The following is a 16,302-nucleotide window of genomic DNA, read 5'->3' on the forward strand; positions in this document are numbered from 1 at the left end:
ACATGAAATTGCGTACATGGTTACTGGCAGGCTTATGTATGAGCCAAACTGCGGTCTATGCAGTATCTGCTGCCAATGATCCGCAAAAAGACATCGATGCTTTGAAAGCAGAATTAGTTCAATATGAAAGCAGTGATGCACTAGGCCGTTATCACGCTTATAAAGCTAAAATGTGGCTGAGCTATGCATTGAATGAATGGTCAGAAGGCAGTTTGACGCCTGCCGGCCAAGAAGCTTTGCAGCAGGCGCAGCAATTGGCCAGCAGTTTAGCAGAAGGCAAAGAGCTCTCTTTAACAACCCCTATTTTAAGTGTATCTCAGGTGATGCGCCGCGATTTATGGCAGCAAGCCGAGTTTTTAAAGCAGCAAGGCGCTATTGAACAGGCACCAGAAAGCTTGGCGCAAGCAGAGGTAATGCTGGTTTGGGCTGCGGCAGAATACTGCGAATTGGGCTGGCGCCATGCGAATGAACCTTTCCGTGCAGCAGAACAGTCTTTGTATCAAACGATTGAAGCTTCTAAAATTCAAGCTGTTAATATGCACTGGGACGCAGATGCAGCACCATCTTTGGCAGAGTTGAATGGTAAAGGCTGCAATGGTGTAAATGCAAAACTGTGGCCGTTAAATCAAAAAAATGAACAGGTACAGGCTGAAGCTGTCAAAGTACAGAATGTAGTACATTTTGCCTTAAACAGAACAGAGCTAAGTGTTGCCAGTCAATCTGTACTGAATCAATTGATTCATGTAATGAAACAGTATCCGCAGATTAATGTTCAGCTGTTGGGCTATACAGATAGCCGTGCAAGTCAAGCATACAACTTAAAGCTGGCAGAGCGGCGTACACAAGCAGTACAGCAGTATTTAATGACGCAGGGCATAGACGCCAACCGTATTCGATCAGCGGCTAAAGGCGCGCAGGAGCTGCAAACAGATGCCAATATGCAAATGGCACATGCGAAAAGCCGCCGTGTCGTGATTGAAATGAATGAAGTAGGTCAAATTAAAATTGAACCGCAGTGGCTAGATTTACAAATAGAGTCAGAGCAAAAAAAAGTGAAGGTGAACTGAAATGATGAAGCAATTTTTACCTCATGTTTTGGCATCTTCATTACTGTTGGTGGGTGCAGTTACACAGGTTTATGCGGATATTAACTTGCCAGCAGACAGCAAAAGAATTCAGCGGAGTTTTGTCAATTTAAGTTTTGAAAACTTATTACCAGGTGCTACTCCCAATACAAGTGCATGTGAAAATCGATCTGGTTCGAATTGGTCAGGTGGATATTGCTTATTTGATCAGAAATGGATTGAAGGCTGGAAAACAACGGCATCTTTTTTTTGGGGAAATATTAACTTAGGTCACCGTGAAATTGAACTTTGGAGGCAAGGTGGTTCAGCTGGTCCAGCCGCACAAAAAGGTAATTTATATGCAGAATTGAACGCGCATACTGTTTCAACACTGTATCAAAATATTTGTGTGACTAAGGATGACAGCTTTACTTGGTCACTTTGGCACATGGCCCGGAACAATGCCGTAACTGAAAAAATTTCTTTTATTATTGCAGATGAAATTGTAGACAACGGAGGCTCAGCAGCATTAACCCCTACAAATATCAATCGTTTAGAAAACTCTTCCGGAGCTACTTCATTTGGTTCAAGTACTACCAGAACATGGACAAATCATAAAAATGATACGCCTGTACAATTATCAAGCTACCTAGGCGGAGCAACCGCTAAAGTGAAAGCATTTGGTTTTCAGGGGCAAGGGGGGTCAAATACACAGGGTAACTGGTTGGATAATATTGAGGTCAAATTACGGCCTGCTATTGAATTTTCTGCAGAGAACAATACTGTTTTAGAGAATGCGACAGGAACATATCATTCTGTCGATTTTAATATTGTTGGCTTAGTCACTGGTGATTTTGACGTTGCTTTTATTATTGATAATACAGCTGTTAGCAATCCTGCTGTATACCACAATGATTATAGAATTTTTGATAACAGCAGCGGTACGCCTATAGAAATTATTCCAACAGTGACTGCTGATCCGAAAAAATTAAGTTTTAAATATAAGGTCAAGTATAATCCGAGCTTAAATTATGCTGCTGGTGTAAAAGTCACGGGTTTGGTGATACAAGTCATTAATAATAATAATAAGGAAGGCAAAAAGGTCATTCCATTTGCACTAGATAAGACGCAGACAAGCATTGCCGTTTTGGATTTGAGTGAGTGTGGTGGTGATGTTTTTGATGGTTTTCGTTATGAAATTGAAGATGATGATGTTGATTTAAGTATTACTAAAAAAATTAAGGAAACTGCGCCTGTGCCGAATGATTTGGTTTCTTATGACATGATTCTATTTAATGATAGTAAAGCACTAGCGAAGAATTCAAAACTTTTTGATACCTTAGGCGCTAACTTGGCTGCTACAGCAAATACAGAATTGACATGTAAAGTAGTAGATGAAACAGGTACTGAACTTTACAGCACCTGTGATGCATTTTTATCGGGCTTCAAAGCGGGTGATGCAAAAACAAGGGCGATTCAGCTGTTGAGCACAACTGGATTTACTATTGGTGATGTACCTGAAAATCAATATTTTAAATTTACTCTCACGAATTTGTTAGTTAGTGCTACAGACAAAGAAACAGCAGAAAATGTAAGTTTTATTACTAATGATGTAGAAGTTAAAACTGATTCATCTGAGCAGGATCTAACAAATAATAAAGCGCAAGCTAAAAATATGTATGCAGCTGTAAACGATTTATTTAACAATGATTCAGGTAAAACAGGTACAGGTTTATTTGTTATAGATAATGGTGGTCAGCCCTTGTGGACTCAGGCCTCTGTAGAAAACAAGGCGTACTTTCCGTTAAAAATTAAAAATAGCGCGAAGTTAAAGCAGGACTACCAACTGTATGCATCACGCACGGCGGTCAATAAATCACGTACTGATTCCCTTTTTTCACCTTTGGTTAAATCTACGATTCAGCCTTATACTGACCAGCTTAAAATTGAGTTTTTTGACACATCATCTGCACAATGTAAAGCCGGTTTGGGCGGTGCAAAACAGGTGACACAGCTGAATGTCGATGCAAATACTGAAGCTGAGGTGTGTGCGGTGGTAACTGCATTAGCTTCTGCACAAAATAATCATGATATTTGGTTTGCAATAGAATCGCTGCAGTCAGGTTTGGGCGATGTTATTCGTGATGCGGTTACTTCGGATCATTTAGCGCAGCGCTTGCTTGAGTTGGTCAATGACCAGACCGCGCAGATCAATGTCGGCGGCACTTATGTTTTTCCACACCGTTTAATTAACCACGGCGGTGTTGAGGAAAAGAATATTACATTCGTATTAACGCCTGTCCGTGCAGATGATTTCTTATATACCTTATTTGAAGACAGCAATAATAATGGTGTGTTAGACAGCACAGATATCATGATCAGCAATCAAAGCTTTTCTTTGCTGGAAAAAGCTGAACTGGCTTTACTGATTAAAGTTCAGGCGCCAGCTACTTCAACAAATGGCATAAGCAGTCAAGTCAAACTTGAAGCTAAACCAGACAACAATGGCCAAAGTATTATTTTGGCAACACTTGCTAATATAGATAGCGTTACTGTAGGCGCCAACCAGCTGCAAATTCATAAAACGCAGTTTAAACAGCCAAATTGTTTAGCTATGGATGCTGCTGCGGTAAAAGCTGCTAGCTATTCAATTAATAATGTAACGATGGGCGGCAAAGATTGTCTGGTTTACCGTATTACTGTAACCAATATGGGGGATTCAAAGCTGACTGATGTCGCTGTGAATGATATGTATCCAGCTTATACCATTCCATGGAAATCTGACACTGTTCTGCCGATGACCAGCAGTGCTGAAGCGGTGCAGGACGACGGTTCTAAAGTTAAAACGATATTTCCATCACTTTTACCTCAAGAACAAAAGTCACTGTATTTTGGTATAAAAATGCAATGATTTGGTGATGATTAGAGGCTTTGTTGCACAAAGATTTAAAAAGTAGAACTTCCCTAAGCGACTTAAATTTAAGTGGTAACTTGGGTATGAGGCCGGCCTAATATCGTAAATTTATTTAAGACTGCCACGCGTGCATGAATTTCATTAGCCTGGCTTTGAAAGTTCTTTGCACTGAGTTTCTCTCCCCATAATTTGATGCAATGCATCTTGGTTTCAACCAAACTGCGACGGTGATAGCCTGACCATTTCTTCCATCCTTACCATTTTTTCCATAGAGCCCTGCCTAAACATTTAACGGTTCGAAGTAATTCATTTCGCTCTAGCGAGCTAATCTTTGTATCTTTCCAAGGTTTCGCATTTTTTCTTGGTGGAATCACCATGCGCTTGTCGGTCTGCGATTACCTGACGGCATTGCTTGGTGTCATAAGCCCCATCAGTATAGACGGAATCTATTTACTGATGCTGTAGATTTGAAACTGGAACTAACTTTAAATGAAGTTGGGAATGAAATTAGGGCGTGTCCTCATTTGGCCTTACACCAAATAAACATGCAAGCAATGTAAATCATAGACTGATAATTTCGTGCAAGCTTATCAAATCGGGTTGCAATCGCTCGGAAATGTTTCAATCTCGCAAACACATTTTCAACTAAATTTCTTAATTTATATAGATATTTATCAAACTCCTTATTCGCTTATTATTTAAATGATAAGATATAGTTAATTGAAATTAAGAAGATTTTTATATGTCAAAAAATTATGTTTTAGCTTTAGGAGTTGTTATTTTAGCAATTACCATATTTGCAGGAATGCTATCTTTTAACCAAGCTAAGAAAAAAAGAGACAAGGAAATTCAGAATATAATCGATGATGCAAAATCTTCTATGGAAAAAATTGAGAGAATTAATTTAGTTAAATAAGTAATATGAACATGGGTTGAGCTAGTACAGACTGCCTTGGTCTGTATTAAAGATTTCAGGTCGGACATATTTTTCAATAGCTTCATTTAATGTTTCTATACAAAATGCAACCTCCATACTAATCGATACGCTATGGGCAAGCACCTTACGGCTGTGCCAATCAATCACAGCACATAAGTAGACAAAGCCTTTTGCCATAGGGATATACGTTATATCCGTTGCCCACACTTGATTAGTCCGTTGAATATTCAATCCTTTGAGCAGATATGGATATTTACGGTGAGCTTGATTGGCCTGACTTAGATTTGGTTTACGATAAAACGCATTAATGCCCATTTTCTTCATTAAAGTATGTGTATGACGTCGTCCTATATGATGTCCTTGACGGTTCAATAACTCACGCATCATACGACTACCTGCAAAAGGGTATTGCATATGTAATTCATCAATACAGCGCATCAGCTTCAGATCTGATGCACTCACAGGTTTTGGGCGATAGTAATAACAACCACGGGAGACTTTCAGTAGCTTAGCTTGCTTAGATACTGAAATCTGAAGTGAGTCGTCGATTAACTTTTGTGGTTGAAGCGGCTCAGTTTTTTCAACACACCTTCTAAAAAATTAATTTCTAATGCCTGCTCACCGATTTTTGCATGTAGTTTTTTTAGATCAATGGGCGGTTCTGCTGGAGCTTTTGATTAATCGAAGGCTTGCGAGGAAGCTGAAATCAATTGATTTTTCCAGTCGATAATTTGGTTTTGATGAACATCAAATTCAGCAAGTGTTTTTTCTGCTTTAATCGCAGCAAGTGCTACCTTAGCTTTAAAGTCATTTGAATGATTTCTTCTTGGTCTACGTGCCATAAAATACTCCATATATCGATGTTTATAACATCATTTGGGGAGCAAAATATCACTTATAGGCGTTGTTCAAATTTACGGAGCTATCTCTTTCAACTAAAATGTCATCAGTTATTCATAGTGATGTCATGTATAAAAATTAATCTATTTTAAATTTTAACAACTGTTCAAAATCATGATGAATATAAAACCACAAATATTGAGTTTAAGTTTAGTGCTCATGGGGTGCTCGTTTTCTGCCCATGCACAATTAATGTTTAGTCAGTATATAGATGGCACATCCAATAAAAAGGGCTTGGAAATCTATAATCCAGACAGTTCAACAGTGAACTTAGCTGACTATGAGATTCAACAATTTACTAATGGTTCAATCACAAAGTCTGCGGCTTTTCAATTACAAGGCTCATTGGTAAGTAAAGCAAAGTACATTATTGGTCGAACAGAGTTGCAGGCGGTAATTGGTACTAAAGTCAATCAAGTGGCAGGACTTGCATTTAATGGAGACGATGCTTTAGTCCTGTTATATAAAGGTACGCCAATAGACCGTTTTGGTCGTGTGGGAGAAGATCCAGGTACTGGCTGGGGAGTCGGTTTTAGTAGTTATCAAAATAGTTTGTCACGTACTAAAACTTCAAATAATGTAACTTCAATTGATCCTGCAGCAGCATTTGAGTTAGAAAGCGAATGGTCTAAATGGTCAAGTCGAGATGAGTTTTCGCAGTATCTAGACACAAGCCCGCCTGTCACTCCGCCAATTACCCCTATTAGTTGTAATACATTAGATACCGCGATTGCAGACCTACAATCTGCCACTCAAAATCAACCGTATGTTGTTCGTGGTGTTATTACCGCAGACTACCGTTACGATAATGGTTTTTCTGGTTTTTATGTACAAACGCCCGATAGCAAAGCCAAAGCCAATTTGAGTAATGCTATTTTTGTCTATCTTCCTGCAAGTAGTAAAATCACTGGAGGAAAAGTAGGTGAAGAAGTTATTTTAAAAGGCCGTTTAACTTCATATCAAAACCAACTCCAAATAGATCAACTTGATCAAAATATTCAAACCTGTAATCCACAAGCATCCAATATAGTCACGGCACAGGCACTTAATTTGCCATTTACCAGTTTGATGGATACAGCAGGAAATGTACCTAAACTCTATCAAGGGATGCTGGTTAAAATCCCGCAAACCTTAACGGTGAGTGAAAACTACAATTACGGTCGTTATGGTGAGCTATCTTTAAGTTTAGGTCGCTTATATATTCCAACCAATTTATATCCTGCAAAATCTGCTGAAGCAGTTGCATTAGCCAAGCAAAACTTACTTTCTAAAATTATCTTAGATGATGGCTATAATAATCAAAATAGAACACCATTGCTGCCGCAAAACTTCAATGCCTTAAATACATTAAGAACAGGTTCTCAACTGAAAAATGTTGAAGGGATTTTAGAGTACCGTTTTAATGCATGGCGAATTCAACCTATTCAGGCAAAGGCACAACCTGAAATTATCAAGGATACCAATTTACGTCCTTCAACAATGATTGCAAAAGATGCTAAGCAAATTCGCGCTGCGGCTTTTAATGTCTTGAATTATGATAATGGTGCAGAAAAAGGTTTCCCAACAGAACGTGGTGCAAGCTCAGAAGCTGAGTTTAAAAAGCAACATCAAAAAATTGTCAGTGCTTTAAAAACAATTGATGCTGATGTATATGGGTTAATGGAAATCGCAAATAATGGTTTTGATGATAAAAGTGCAGTGGCATATTTATCTCAAGCCTTAGGTGCAGACTGGAAATATGTGATTCCAACCAAAATGACAAAACTAGGTACAGATGCAATTGCAGTTGCGATTATTTATAACAGTAAGCGCGTAAAACCTGTGGGAGAGCCTGCGGTTTATGACGATCAGACTCAAAAAAACCGTGTCACCATGGCGCAAAGTTTCCAATCTGTAAATGGTGGAAAAATATTTACGATAGTACCGAATCACTTAAAGTCGAAAGGCAGTTGTCCTGCTGATAAAACTCTAGCCGATGCTGATCAGGGTGATGGTCAAGGTTGCTGGAATGCAACACGTTTAACGGCAGTACAAAAACTCATGCAGTGGATTGCAAAAAATCCAACCCAAGTGACTAAGCCGAATTATTTGTTGGTTGGGGATATGAATAGTTATGCTAAAGAAGATCCGATATTAGCATTGGAAAAAGCCAATTATAAAGTCTTGCTCAATGATGAAAAAATTGGACAAGGTAAAACAGCCTATAGTTATGTCTTTGGTGTGGCAAGTGATGCCAATGGCAATGGTGGTGCAGGAAACTTAGACCATGCAATTGCTGATGCAGATTTATATCCAATGGTAAAACGTACTTTTGCTTGGCATATTAATGCCGATGAGCCGACAGCCTTAGACTATAACGAAGAATTTAAAACAGATGAACAAGTCGCAGCATTCTATAGCGATGATGCATTCCGTTCTTCCGATCATGATCCTGTGATTGTCGATATGGATTTAAACGAAAATGTATCGAATAGTCCTGATACAGGAAAAATAAGCGGTGGTAGCATGGGGTTATGGTCTATTTTGTCACTTATGGGCTTAGTTTTAGTTTCCACAATACGCAGACGTAAATTTTGAGATGAATCTATCAATTGTAAAATTTCGAAACTGATCAGATAGGTTTACTCAATAAGGAGAAATTTTATATTTCTCCTTATTTTATTTTGTGTGTAAAAATTAGCTAAGTAATAATCAAACACACGTTTATTCAAAATTTATAATTTAACCTTTTGTTAAAAAACGATTAGAAAAAAATAGCGAATGTCATGAATTTTAAACAGCAGACCTACATGATGTTTGTTTAAATTCTAATCAGGTGGGGTAGTTGTGACTTTTAATAATCAATTAAGTAAGTATTCGGGTTTTACATGCAGTTTATTAGTTTCTAGTATGCTTTTAACTGGGTGTAATAATGATAGTAAAGAAAATACGAATATAACGCCTATCATTCCTTCTAAACCGTTGGAAGTCAACTTAGTACATATTAACGACAGTCATTCACATTTGGATGAGGAAAGCACTAAATTAATGCTTGAAACTTCGATAGGTAAACGTGAGGAAATACAAGTCACAAATGGTGGTTTTGCACGCGTTGCTGCACTTATCAACACCTTAGCTAGCAGTGAGAAGAACCCAATAAAAATTCATTCAGGCGATGCCATTACTGGGGATCTCTATTTTACTTTGAAAGAAGGTGAAGCAGAAGCGGATCTGATGAATACCGTTTGTTTTGATACTTTAACTTTGGGCAATCATGAGTTTGATAATACGGATGCAGGTTTACAAAAATTTATTGGCTTCTTAAATGGTAAAGGTAATTGTAAGAATAAAACCCAAGTCTTAAGTGCAAATGTCGAGTTTGGCAAAACTTCACCCTTATATCAAACTGATCTTGTTAAACCTTATACAATTATGGAAAAAGAAGGGCAGAAAATTGCTTTAATTGGTTTAACGATTGCCAATAAAACTAAAAATGCTTCTCGACCAAATCAAGATACTGTATTTAAAGATGAAATAGTCACTACGCAAAAATATATTGATCAGCTCAAGCAACAAGGCATTAATAAAATTATTGTTCAATCTCATTTGGGATACGGATTGGAAAAAGATTTAGCCACTAAATTGTCAGGCGTTGATGTCATTGTTGGCGGAGATTCACATACTTTACTTGCAGATACGAAACTTAAAAATTACGGTATTAGCCCAGAGGGTGACTATCCCACAGTATTAAAAAATAAAGATGGTGATCAGGTTTGTGTGGTACAGGCATGGCAATATGGCTATGTAGTTGGACAACTAAAAGTCAATTTTGATGCCAATGGTAAAATTGAAGCATGTGCAGGAAAAGCGAATGTATTGATTGGCGATGATTTTAAACGTACAGCTAAAGATGCTCCAGCATTGATGAGTACGGAGCTAGATTTTATTAAACGAGATATTGAAAGCAGTAACGCTTTACGTATTGTACAGCCAGATGCGAAAGCTTTAAGTATTTTAGAACCGTATAAAGTGGCTAAAAACTTATTAGGCAAAGAAATTGTGGCTACCGCTGAGCAAAATCTATGCTTACGTCGTGTACCAGGAACGACAAAAGATACCTCACGTTCTAGTTTGGGTGATGTCTGCAATAAATCAGATTTTATTAATCAGCATGGTGGTGATGTGCAACAGTTGGTTGCTGAAGCATTTTTACAGCAGGGTAAAAAATATTTTAATGCTGACATCTCCATCCAAAACGGAGGTGGTGTGAGGGTAGACCTGCCTCGAGGTGATATTACAGTAGAGAAAATTTATACAGTATTGCCATTTAAAAATACCTTGGTGCAATTAAAGGCAACAGGTCAAGAAATTAAAGCCGTGCTCGAAGATGCAATCGATGCTGTTACCCTTAATAACACAGGCAGTTATCCATATGCGGGTGGACTACAATGGGATGTTGATTTAACCCAGGCCAAGGGTCAACGTGTATCCAATTTGCAGGTCCGAAATGCACAGGGCCAATATCAGCCATTAAATCTGAATCAGACCTATCAAGTCATTACGATCAACTTTCTTGCCGATGGTCAGGACTTCTACAGTAGCTTTAAAAACATCACTGGCGAGCGTCGTATAGATGTAGGATTAGATTATGCAGAAGCATTTTTGCAGTACGTAGAAGGGTTATCTGGTGAAAAAGGGCAAAAGGTCTTGTCCCGATTGCCCGTTGAGCAATACAGCACGCAAAATTATAAAGAATAAAAAGGATTTACTGATAACAGCTAAAAAATTTAGCTCATAACCGACTCATGGTTTTTTAAAAGAAGAAGCTCAAAATTAGCTTCTTCTTTTTTAGTTAATTTTAATTAGAGAAATACCACTTTTAAAATTTTCTTTTAAATTTATTTAAACTGTACACCTCTTAATCATCTCTGAGCTATTTTCCCTCTTTTTGAAATAGGTATTAAATTTTTCACTTAGATAACGACTGCTTAACGGCTTTGTTGCACAAAGATTTGAAATGCAAAGCGCCCCTAATTGATCCAAATTTAAGGCATAACTTGGGTAAGTGGTCGACCTAATTCCGTAAATCTGTTAAGGACTGCTACACGTGCATGGATCTCATTCACTTGGCTATCAAAACTCCTTGCACTGAGTTTATCTCCTAATAATTTGATGCAATGCATCTTGGTTTCAACCAAACTTCGACGGTGATAACCAGACCACTTTTTCCAAAGCGATCTGCCTAGCCGTTTGACTGTCTTTAATAATTCGTTCCGCTCTATAGACCTCGCTTGCTGATCCTTCCAAGGCTTTGCATTCTTTCTAGGTGGAATGATCGCATGTGCATCTCGATCTAAAATGACTTGTCGGCAGTGCTTTGTGTCATAAGCACCATCTGTATAAACAGAATCAATTGGTTCATCCAAGGGAATTAGTGTCAACGGCATTTTAAAATTGACCCCTTTTACCTTAAAAATGGCGAAGTAAAATTGACCCCTTTGATCTCGTATTAAGTTTCAACCTGCGGCTGAATCCCAATTCTTTTTTTATCCTTCAAACGATAACTCTCACCCGATATCTGTACCACATGACAGTGATGTAATAGCCGATCTAACATCGCAGCGGTCAACGTAACATCATCCGCAAATGACTTAGACCATTGGCTAAAGGGTAAGTTACTCGTCAATATCGTACTGCCTTTTTCATAACGCTTGGCAATCACGTTAAAGAACAGATTCGCTTCTTCACGTCCAAACGGTAAATAACCAATTTCATCGATAATCAGTAACTTTGGTCCCAGTACCGCACGTTGCATATAGGTTTTCAGTTTACCTTGCTGGTAGGCTGTACTTAGTTGCAGCATGAGATCGGCGGCGGTAATGAACTTGATCTTAATGTTGTTCATGATGGCCTTATAGCCTAATGCCATAGATAAGTGCGTTTTTCCTACTCCGCTAGCCCCGAGAAACACCACATTTTCTGCTCTAGCAATAAAGCTCAGATTGAACAGTTCAATCACCTGTGATTTAGGGGCCCCTAGGGCATAATTAAAATCATAGTCTTCCAGGGTTTTGACTTGAGGCAGGCCTGAGAGTTTCATCAGTACCTGCTGGCTGCGCTGTTGCCTGGCAGCATATTCATGCGTCAAGATCGCTTCAACAAAGTCGGCATAACTTCCATCCTGACCTAATGTTTGTTGTGCATGATGTGACCATTGTGATGCGATGGCAGGCAGATTGAGCTTTTGGCAAAGCTGCTCTATACGGTCGTATTGCAGATTCATCAGGAAACTCCCAGCAACTGGTCATATACCGATAAGGGATGCTGCAAACTCTCGTAGGACATGACATGCTCTGCTGCTGCAACAGGTACAGTGCTGGAACCTGTATCTGATTGCGGTAATGGCGTAAATTTTTGCTGCTCCTGTTGCAGTCGAACAGCCGGTTTTTCTTGCGTGGTGGCATGAATCCGCTGATTGGCGGCTTCATGCAGCCACCGGCCAATATGGGCATTGGCGACATCAACATCTAACAGTAAACCCGAAGTCTTCAGGCTTGCTTTTAATGGCACAATAAAGCTTGATTTGAGGTATCCATTAAAGCGTTCAACTTTGCCTTTGGTCTGTGCACGGTAGGGCTTACATACGCGAGGACGAAAGCTGTATTTCTTGGCGCAGTCGAGCAGTTTGGGGTTCCATTTATGCTGCCCCTCCTGATAGGCATCCCGTTCAATCATGATCGTTTTAGCGTTATCAAACAGGATTTCTTGAGGTACTCCTGCAAAGAACTGAAATGCATTTTCCAGACCATCGATCCATGCATCCGTACGTTCATGATCATAAAATTTCACGAAAGTCGCTCTGGAATACCCTAATGTTGCGACAAAGGCTTTTAAAGTCGTGTTGTTGCGTCGAATTGTGGTGAAATCCACCTGCATTTGTTGGCCAGGTTGGGTTTCAAAACGAATGATCGGTTCCGGTTGAGCAACTGGTTTTAAAGTTGCAAGATATTCCCTCAAGATCCTGATCTTTCCTGGATATCCCAACCTTAAAATTTCCTGGTAGAGCACAACAGCAGGAATCCATTCAGGATGAGCTGCGTTTACACGTTGGAGTAAATAGGGTTTATATGGGTCAAGGATACTTATTCTAGGCTGTATACGCTGATACTGAGGTGTGGTGTTTTGCCGTAAATATTTACGCACAGTATTTCTGGACACCCCCAGTTCACGAGTAATGGCTTTAATAGATTTACCTTGTTGATGAAGTATTTGGATTGTCACTGCTTGCTCCAAAGTTAACATATTGAGCAGTCCAAAATGACCGCTATATTAACCAAGGGGGTCAGTTTTTAAATGCCATTAGGGGGTCATTTTTACACTGCCGCTAACACAAGTAAATCTTCGAGTACTTGAGAATCACTGACATTATTTGTGGTGAGTTGTACTGCACGTATTTGCAGGGTTTTAGCATCTATAGCAATGTGAAGCTTACGCCATTGGCGACGATATTCAGCCCCATGTTTCTTGCGTTTCCATTCACCTTCACCAAGAAACTTCAAACCAGTAGAGTCTACGAGTAGATGCAGTCCATCACTACTTTTTTGATAGCTAATCGCAATATCAATATGCTTTTGTCTACGACAAAGGGTGGAATAATCCGGAGCTGTCCAATCTAATCCAGAGAGTTTAATCAGACTTTGAACAAAACCTGTGACCATACGTAAAGAGAGTCGGAATAGTAATTTGATCATTAAGCAGCATTGAATCGCTGTATCGGAGTAGGTTTGATTTCGACCTTGCTTGCCTTGTGATTGTGCATACCACTGAGTCTTTGGATCAAACCAAATGGAAATATTACCTCGGTTAATTAAGGCTCGGTTATAGGATGACCAATTGGTTGTACGGTAGATTTTAGAGGCAGGCTTATTCATTTTGAAATTATATTGCTGAATAAGCTTTTGATGCTAGGTTTGTGCAACAAAGCCAAACTTAAATGGGATTGTGAAATAATGAGCATAATTAAGCTAATTCAATATATAAAGTAGAAAATTACCTAGGATGGAAAAAATGAAAGCACAAAATTTATTGGATATGGCTGATCGTGAAGGGAGTATTCAGGTCGATGACTATGAAATATGGATTTATACACAATCAGCTATAGTCGAAGATAATGGTTCAGAGTTTGCCGAACCAAATTCACATGAAGAAAAGGGTGATATTAACTTACTTACAGCACCTTATTGGTGGGTATCAGTAGGTATAGGGAGTTGTACTTATCCAATTAATAGTGCCGACGATCTGCAGAAATATTTGGATCGACTATCAAAATAATATTTAGGATCAACTAAATAGATTGTACTAGTCAAACCTGATCTGGCAGTTACCCATTTTTAGAGTTTCTGTCAGGTTAAATTTGAGTTAGGATCAGTATAGGAGAGTGCTGACAGTCCAAGGATCAATTATTATTACCCCTTTATTTATAATTTAAATTGTCGAATTCATTAATTAGCATAAAATTATGAAAAGTAAAACTATTATTAGAATATAATTTGAAAATATTGATAAATTGTGATGTTTAAGATGAATTGGCAAGAAATTAGTCAAATTAGAAAGAATGGTGATTACCTGCGAGCTAGAGATTTAGCAAGAGTAGAATTACAGAATTTCCCAAATTCTCTTCAACTAAAAAGCCAAATTGAGTGGACATATTATTCTGAAATAAAAGAAATCACTACCAAACTAAAACAAACAGATCCAGTTGATCAAAGACTTGTTCAGCAATTAATAAAAACTTATGAGGATTATATTAAAGGAGAAACGCGTCGACCAGAAATGGCATTTTCAATGATTTTGCAATTGATCAGTCCATATGCAATACATTTTCCTGATTTTTATAATTATGTACACTGGTTTGGCAAAGCTGCTTTGAGGGCGGAAGATTGGGAAGTTACTACTTATATAGATAAGCAGGGTAAAGAGCGTCGCAACCTCCCTGTAGCTTATGAAGTCTCTAGAGGTCTATGTAAATGGGCGAAAACTGCTCAAGATTTAAAGAAAGAACAAGCAGATTTTTGCTTGGAGTGGGCTAATCAGGCACGATCTAAGTTATCAGATGAGGATGCTATTTGGTTAGATTGGGATGCTGTCGCTGTCTTAAGACGTATGGGAAATTATGAAAATGCAAGTCAAGTTCTATCCTCTGTCTTAAAGTTAAAAAAATCTGAATTTTGGGTTTGGGCCGAGGCTGCAAGAATTTATCAGTTCGATCAAAAAGATTTAGCTTTGGCATGTTTTTGTAAAGCCATGCTTTGTAAAACTGAAGAAAAATTTTTAGTTACTGCTCATCTTGATTTTGCCAAGCTTTTGATTAGCTTAGAGATGTTTGATGAAGCAAGTTTTGAAATTAATCAATCAATTAAAATTAGAAATGAGAATCAATGGAAATTACCGGAAGAGTTAAATCATTTAATACAAAGCAATTGGTTTGATCCTAACAAGAATGATTTAAAAGCAGCTAAAGAATTTTATGAAGAGCATGCATCAGATGCCTTATCTTTATGTTTTGATGAAATTAGGAAGGTTTCAGCAACATATCTTGGGCAGTTAAAAATAAAAAGAGAAGGCAAAAAGCCTAAAGAGTTTGCTAAATTTTCTATTAAAAATGGTAATAAATTTGAGTCATTACTTGCTAATGGTTTTAATCATCTCAAAATGAAGAAAGGAGCTCCAGTATTGATTACTTTAGGTATTCAAGAAGACTCTAATCAAAATTTAGTTGTAAACGTTGTGGAGCAGATGGAGGGAGAAGAGTGGGGGTGTACTAACCAACAATTTGGCGTTATTAGTTATATTAGGGATGATTATGAAAATATAAAAGTTTTTCTCAATAAAGATCAAGAATTAAAGCTAGATCAAAACATATTACGGGGCTTAAAAGACAAAATATCGATAGGTTCTAAATTGAAATGCTTTTCAACAATCAATGCTAAAACACAGCGGGTTGAAATTTCACATGTGGAATTAGCTAATAGTGCAAAAATTTCTGATATGAAAGAAGAAAAAGGTGAGCTACGTAAAAATCCAAAAGGGTTCGGATTTGTTAACGACATCTTTATATCACCAAACTTAATCAAGAATACTGAGGATAAAACACTAATCAATGTACAGGCTATCTTCAGTAAGCAAAGAGACAAAGATACCTACAGTTGGAAAGCGATATCAATTTCATAAAAATAAGCCACTCTATCTGAGTGGCTTATTTCATTTTAAATATATTTTATAGCTTTTGAGTTTTTGGGAATCTCTTTAGTTTCATCAATTTCAGGGAATCTTATCCGTAAGAAAGATTCATTTGAAAAAGTGACAAAACCGATACCCCATAAAGGGTGTTGTACTGAATTTTGATGTATGGCAGAACCATCTGATACATCTGATACATCTGATACATCTGATACATCTGATACATCTGATACATCTGATACATCTGATACATCTGATACATCTGATAC

10 protein-coding genes and 5 pseudogenes are annotated in these 16,302 nt (G+C 38.1%); 7 read left to right on the forward strand and 8 right to left on the reverse strand.

From position 1 onward, the window contains the following. Positions 1–2: 2 nt before the first annotated feature. Together NI468_RS12260 and NI468_RS12265 are read left to right on the forward strand one after the other, a co-directional pair. On the forward strand, positions 3–1,067 hold the full coding sequence (locus tag NI468_RS12260; protein ID WP_253102140.1) for an OmpA family protein: 1,065 nt from the start codon (positions 3–5) through the stop codon (positions 1,065–1,067). A 1-nt stretch (position 1,068) separates the two neighbouring features. Next, a complete protein-coding gene (locus NI468_RS12265; protein WP_253102142.1) occupies positions 1,069–3,975 on the forward strand; it encodes a hypothetical protein in 2,907 nt (968 codons plus the stop codon). 68 nt (positions 3,976–4,043) lie between these two features. Here the strand turns inward: NI468_RS12265 and NI468_RS12270 are convergent. Both NI468_RS12270 and NI468_RS12275 read right to left on the reverse strand, forming a co-directional pair. Next, a pseudogene (locus tag NI468_RS12270) lies at positions 4,044–4,428 on the reverse strand (transposase); the annotation flags it as partial. 70 nt (positions 4,429–4,498) lie between these two features. Beyond that, positions 4,499–4,654: pseudogene (locus NI468_RS12275) on the reverse strand (transposase); the annotation flags it as partial. 66 nt (positions 4,655–4,720) lie between these two features. Between NI468_RS12275 and NI468_RS12280 the strand changes: the two are divergent. Beyond that, positions 4,721–4,894, forward strand: a complete 174-nt coding sequence (locus NI468_RS12280) for a hypothetical protein (protein WP_253102144.1) — start codon at positions 4,721–4,723, stop codon at positions 4,892–4,894. A gap of 24 nt (positions 4,895–4,918) precedes the next feature. Here NI468_RS12280 and NI468_RS12285 read toward each other — a convergent pair. After that, positions 4,919–5,769: pseudogene (locus tag NI468_RS12285) on the reverse strand (IS3 family transposase); the annotation flags it as partial. Between the two features lie 160 nt (positions 5,770–5,929). On the opposite strand from NI468_RS12285, the gene NI468_RS12290 reads away from it, so the two are divergent. Both NI468_RS12290 and NI468_RS12295 read left to right on the forward strand, forming a co-directional pair. Next, positions 5,930–8,392, forward strand: a complete 2,463-nt coding sequence (locus NI468_RS12290; protein ID WP_253102146.1) for an ExeM/NucH family extracellular endonuclease — start codon at positions 5,930–5,932, stop codon at positions 8,390–8,392. A gap of 249 nt (positions 8,393–8,641) precedes the next feature. Continuing rightward, a complete protein-coding gene (locus tag NI468_RS12295; RefSeq protein WP_253102147.1) occupies positions 8,642–10,552 on the forward strand; it encodes a bifunctional metallophosphatase/5'-nucleotidase in 1,911 nt (636 codons plus the stop codon). A gap of 287 nt (positions 10,553–10,839) precedes the next feature. Here NI468_RS12295 and NI468_RS12300 read toward each other — a convergent pair. The 4 genes and pseudogenes from NI468_RS12300 to NI468_RS12315 all read right to left on the reverse strand — a co-directional run. After that, a pseudogene (locus tag NI468_RS12300) lies at positions 10,840–11,235 on the reverse strand (IS5 family transposase); the annotation flags it as partial. Between the two features lie 68 nt (positions 11,236–11,303). Continuing rightward, positions 11,304–12,077: an IS21-like element ISAba8 family helper ATPase IstB gene (istB, locus tag NI468_RS12305; protein ID WP_001053379.1), complete on the reverse strand. Its 774-nt coding sequence runs from the start codon at positions 12,075–12,077 to the stop codon at positions 11,304–11,306. Further along, positions 12,077–13,096 carry an IS21-like element ISAba8 family transposase gene (gene istA, locus NI468_RS12310; protein ID WP_253102148.1) on the reverse strand — a complete coding sequence of 340 codons (1,020 nt, stop codon included), beginning with the start codon at positions 13,094–13,096 and terminating at the stop codon, positions 12,077–12,079. The genes istB and istA overlap by 1 nt, the downstream gene beginning before the upstream one ends. Positions 13,097–13,185: 89 nt before the next feature. Next, a pseudogene (locus NI468_RS12315) lies at positions 13,186–13,725 on the reverse strand (IS5 family transposase); the annotation flags it as partial. Positions 13,726–13,861: 136 nt separating this feature from the next. Between NI468_RS12315 and NI468_RS12320 the strand changes: the two are divergent. Both NI468_RS12320 and NI468_RS12325 read left to right on the forward strand, forming a co-directional pair. Then, positions 13,862–14,125, forward strand: a complete 264-nt coding sequence (locus tag NI468_RS12320; RefSeq protein ID WP_104516348.1) for a hypothetical protein — start codon at positions 13,862–13,864, stop codon at positions 14,123–14,125. A 249-nt stretch (positions 14,126–14,374) separates the two neighbouring features. Further along, the gene (locus NI468_RS12325; RefSeq protein ID WP_253102150.1) at positions 14,375–16,024 is read left to right on the forward strand and encodes a DUF7017 domain-containing protein; all 1,650 of its coding nucleotides are present in this window, start codon (positions 14,375–14,377) and stop codon (positions 16,022–16,024) included. Positions 16,025–16,059: 35 nt separating this feature from the next. Here the strand turns inward: NI468_RS12325 and NI468_RS12330 are convergent. After that, a partial coding sequence (locus NI468_RS12330) for a hypothetical protein (protein WP_253102152.1) occupies positions 16,060–16,302 on the reverse strand: 243 nt, incomplete at its 5' end.

The organism is Acinetobacter lwoffii, assembly GCF_024129355.1.
Classification (GTDB): Bacteria; Pseudomonadota; Gammaproteobacteria; order Pseudomonadales; family Moraxellaceae; genus Acinetobacter; species Acinetobacter lwoffii_I.